Annotated in this window: 2 protein-coding genes; one reads left to right on the top strand and one right to left on the bottom strand. The window is 51.0% G+C overall.

Annotated features, from left to right (window positions below; translation table 11 throughout):
• Nucleotides 1-32: 32 nt before the first annotated feature.
• Entirely contained in the window at nucleotides 33-3,668 is a 3,636-nt protein-coding gene (locus F4Y64_00880) for an autotransporter domain-containing protein (GenBank protein ID MXX96156.1), read from the top strand.
• Nucleotides 3,669-4,300: 632 nt separating this feature from the next.
• On the opposite strand, the gene F4Y64_00875 is transcribed toward F4Y64_00880, so the two are convergent.
• Nucleotides 4,301-4,662, bottom strand: a 362-nt coding sequence (locus F4Y64_00875; GenBank protein ID MXX96155.1) for an AAA family ATPase, incomplete at its 5' end; no start/stop codon positions are given.

Raw genomic sequence — 4,662 nt, 5'->3', positions numbered from 1 at the left:
ACATTGAGGGAGCCGAAGAGATCATTCTGACGTTGGCCACGGGTTCAGGATACAGCATAGGAAGCCCGAGTTCGCATACGTTGACGATCGTGGACGATGATGTGTTGCCGGAGGCTGCGTTCGCCTCGGATCCTACCATCGTTGATGAAGACGACGCCGGTCCGCATAACATTACGGTCAATCTTAGCCCCGTGCCAACGACTACCGTCACGTTGAACTACACGCTGGGTGGCTCAGCGACGGATGTTGAAGATTACAGTATTCCGGGTTCAGGGACGACACGGACAGTTACCGTGGCGGCGAATAAGGCCTCGGCGAACATTCCGGTGACAATTAATAATGACGCCGACATTGAGGGAGCCGAAGAGATCATTCTGACGTTGGCCACGGGTTCAGGATACAGTATAGGAAGCCCGAGTTCGCATACGTTGACGATCAGGGATAATGATGTGCCGCCGGAAACGCCAAAAATCCGTTTCGGCATGGATATATCCAGGGCGGAAGAAAGTGACGGCATAGTCAAAGTACCAATGACCATTGATCCCGCCCCGACTTCAGCTTTCACTGTATCCTATACGTATAGGGGCTCTGCGACCTATGGCACAGATTACACAACGTCCGGTACTTTTAGCACTGTTGCTGGTGCAACCGAAGCAATAATTGAGATTACGGTTGTAAATGATTATATAGCAGAAACCTCTGAAACACTGATCCTAACCCTGGAATCTGACCCCGAGTCAGATTACGTATTGGGAGCACCGAAAGTGCATACGCTAACAATTGACGACGATGACAAGGTGGGGATTATATTTATGCCGGATCCACTGGATATACGAGAGGGTGAGGAGAGGATGTACAGCGTAGCACTTTCATCGCAGCCGACCGCTCAGGTAATGGTGAAGATCAGTTCAGATAATCCGATCCTAACAGTTCCCCAAGTACCACTGGTGTTCAACGTTACGGACTGGAACACACCAATAGATGTCGTCGTGAGGGCAGGACCAGACGACAATGATCGTAACGAAACGGTGAGACTAATTCATACAGCCGAGGGGGGAGACTACAACATGGAGATAGGTTACCTGCAAGTGAACGTGATCGATGATGATGAAGCCCGTTTAATGGTGCGGCCAAGTCGAATAACCATCCCGGAAGGGAATTCAACATCCTTTGATGTAGAAATTTCCGTTCCACCTGTGCAGGAAGTGATCGTGGAGATCACCGGATTTGCAGGGACGGACTTGTCGCTGGCCAAGAGAACGCTAACCTTTGGGCCCTCAGACTGGAAAGAATCAAAGACCGTGACTGTAACCGCAGAATCCGATGATGATGCTGATGACGATCGAGAGACCTTAACACTGAAGGCCAGTGGCTCCGGCTACGATGATGTTTTCGCTAATGTGGATGTGACGATTGAAGACGATGACAGGCATGGCTTGACAGTCGATAATAGTCGGATCGTCTTGAGGGAAGGAGGGCCACCTGATACATATACGATAACTCTTTTATCCGAGCCCACATCAAGTGTGATGGTCGCGATTACCGGGCACGAGGGGACGGCGGTGACATTGGACAAGACGGAACTTACGTTTACCCCTTCTGGAACAAAGGCATGGAATAGGCCCCAAACGGTAACGGTGATGGCTGGAGCGGATAACGATACGAAGGATAATACTGTGACGCTGTGGCATGCGCAAACAAGTGCCGATCCCAACTATAATGGTCGCACAGATCCCTCGGTGGAGGTTGTGGTGATTGATAAAGGGGAGGATGTTCTGACGGTTTCCATTATTGACCAGATAGACACACAGGAAGATATCGGGCTGGTCTCGTTATCCGTGGAATTGAATCGCCCTGCTCCTATGCCCATATCTGTTAACTACGAAACCGTAGAACGAACGGCGGAGGGAGATGCAGACTATGTGACTTCAAAGGGAATCATAGTATTCACTACGGGATCAAAGCGCGGAGTGCTCCAGATTGGAATTGTCAATGACGACGATCCAGAGCAATCTGAACAGTTTGAAGTTCGACTTTCGAACGCAGTCGAAGGGCTGACAATCGCTCAGGGGGTGGCAATGGTTACGATCTTGGATGATGATCAGCGTGCATCCGCATGGATTGCGGATGAGGTCGTGTTCGAGGATGCGGGCAAGGTGCAATTTACGGTTCATCTGTCGCAGCCGATTCGTCATCCTCTATCCGTTCATTATCGGACGGAAGACGGGGCTGCCAAGGCGGGAACTGACTATCTGGCTGCCCAGGGAATACTTACCTTTTATCCTGGATCTGCAGAAGAGGTAATTGAAGTTGCACTGATACGGGGCGAACTGGAATGGCAGGCAAAGACCTTCTCGGTTCGGCTGGAAAGTTCAGACGAGATTCGGCTGGACAAGGCGGTTGCCATCGCTATAATTCAGGAATCCGAGTCAGTTCAGGAGGAAGTGTTGGCGTCATACTCTATCCGGTTTGTACGAACAGTGTCGAGCCAAATTGTAGAAGCGCTGAGCGAGCGTGTTCGTCGGAGAGCCAATGAGGTCGTATGTTCGGCCGGCGAGAGAACAGAGATGGCGCAACTATGGCATTCAAATTCCTCCTGGGCTCCATCCATGGGCGAATTGTTTTCGGGGTGCCGGACCTCAACGCAGTTTTCCGGTTTCGGCGTTTGGGGACGGGGGATGTATCGTCGTTTCAATGGGAGTGAAGGTACGCTGTCGCTGGATGGAGAGGTTTCCACGGGAATGTTTGGGATCGACTATCGCGTATCGGGGAGGTGGCTGGCCGGTATGTTGGTGTCGCGCAGCCAGGGAGACGGATCGTTTGAGGTGCGTGAGAAATCGGGACAGATACAGGCCGCGCTCACCGGTCTGTATCCGTATGCATCGTATCGTAGAGGAGACTTGGAGGTCTGGTTGTCTGGAGGATATGGTCAAGGAGAGTCGGAGACTCAGGAGTTAGCGGAGACTTTGACATCTCGATTTGGGATGCTAGGTGTGCAGGGCAGACTGGCATCTCTGGATCGGTTACATCTGCGCTATCACGGAGATGTGCTGGCTGCGGATGCAAAGGTGTTGGAGGAAGGCTTGGAAGTCGTTCGGCTACGACTGGGGATTGAGGGAGATCTTCGGATCAGCGATCACATTCGTCCGTACGTAGAATTGAATGCGAGGCAGGATGCGGGGAGCGCGGAAACAGGTACGGGTCTTGAGGTTGGGGGTGGAGTTCGGGTGGTAATTCCAGCATGGCATCTGCGTGGTGATGTACGCACGCAGGGGCTCATCATGCATACCGAAAACGAGTTTACGGAGTGGGGGATCTCGGGGTCTTTGCAAGTGGGGGGCGGCTCAGAAGGATTCATGCTGTCTGTCCGCCCATCGTGGGGGCCTAATCAGAGCGGTGCTTTGCACCACCAGCAGACACTTCTTGAATCAGTTCCGGTAAAGGGTAGCCTTCACCGGACGGAGTTTGAAATGGGTTATGGAATGCCATTGGATATGGGCGTAGCAAGGTCTATGTTTGGAGTAACAGTGCTTCCAGGTGTGATCTTGTTCCGATTGGGCGAGGAATTGCAGACTAAGGAGATGTTTCGCGTATCAATTTCTGGAATAGCGCGCACGTCCATCCCGGCTGAACTAGGATTGAATCTACAGGGTACGCTACGCTATTAACGAACAAGGATTACAATACCCTGCCGGTTGTCCATAGGGACCCTGAATTTTCAACCACGTTTTTTCGTGACAAATCGGTCTGATATACAGATCATGGATATTCAAGGTCATCCTACCTATTTGTATGGAAATAATTGGGAATTGTACGCTATTTTGTAACTTGCTGTCTGGATTCATGGGCTTTGTCTTGGGTCGTTTGCGTAACCTTAACATGGCTTCACGAACGGTTATGCCTCTATAACGTGGATTCGCGCAAGGCTGATCCATGAGTTCGTCTATCCTGATTTCGGTGCCCCCTGTATCTTGTAAGGGATGCGAATAAAGTATGGGGGGACTCTCTTGCGTATTCAGATGAAAGTTCGCACCTAATGAGATTGAAAGTTCGCACTCAGTGAGATGAAAGTTCGCACCGGTTGCTGGGCGATTTTTGGGGCTTGCGTTTCACATTTATTCTTCGGTTCGTATGAGTCTGTTTTAGGATTGTTTCGCGAATGAACCAATGGTCCAAGGATCCTGATGTTTTTTTCTTCCAGCCACGAAACATTCATTGGAGAGCGTTTGGAGATTGCCCACCCATAAACTTGCACTGATATAACTTGGTGGAGTGTGGTACCGCGATCATGCGTTCTGGGTTACCCAGATGTACTTGCTTCTTTCACGTACTTCAACGGTTTGGTCAGCCGTTTCCGAAGCGACTCTCCTTTGAGTTCGATCCGATACGCAGGTTGGACCAGTCGATCCAGCAATGCATCGGCAATCGTGGGGTTGGCCATGTTTTGATGCCCGTGTTCGACGGGCAACTGACTGGTTGCAATGGTGGATCGTTTTTGAATGCGGTCGTCCAACAACTGGAAGAGATCTTCCTGCTGGGGTTGGGACAGTTGGATCAGGCCCCAGTCATCGAGAACCAGGACATCCAGTTTGCTCAACTGGCCCAGAAGCTTGAGATACCGTCCATCTGCCCGGGCAAGACTCAATTCTTCCAGAACTGAAC

This window comes from Rhodothermaceae bacterium (assembly GCA_009838195.1).
Taxonomy (GTDB): domain Bacteria; phylum Bacteroidota; class Rhodothermia; order Rhodothermales; family Bin80; genus Bin80.
Note: the sequence above shows the minus strand (reverse complement) of the source record. Positions and strands in the feature narration are given on the sequence as shown.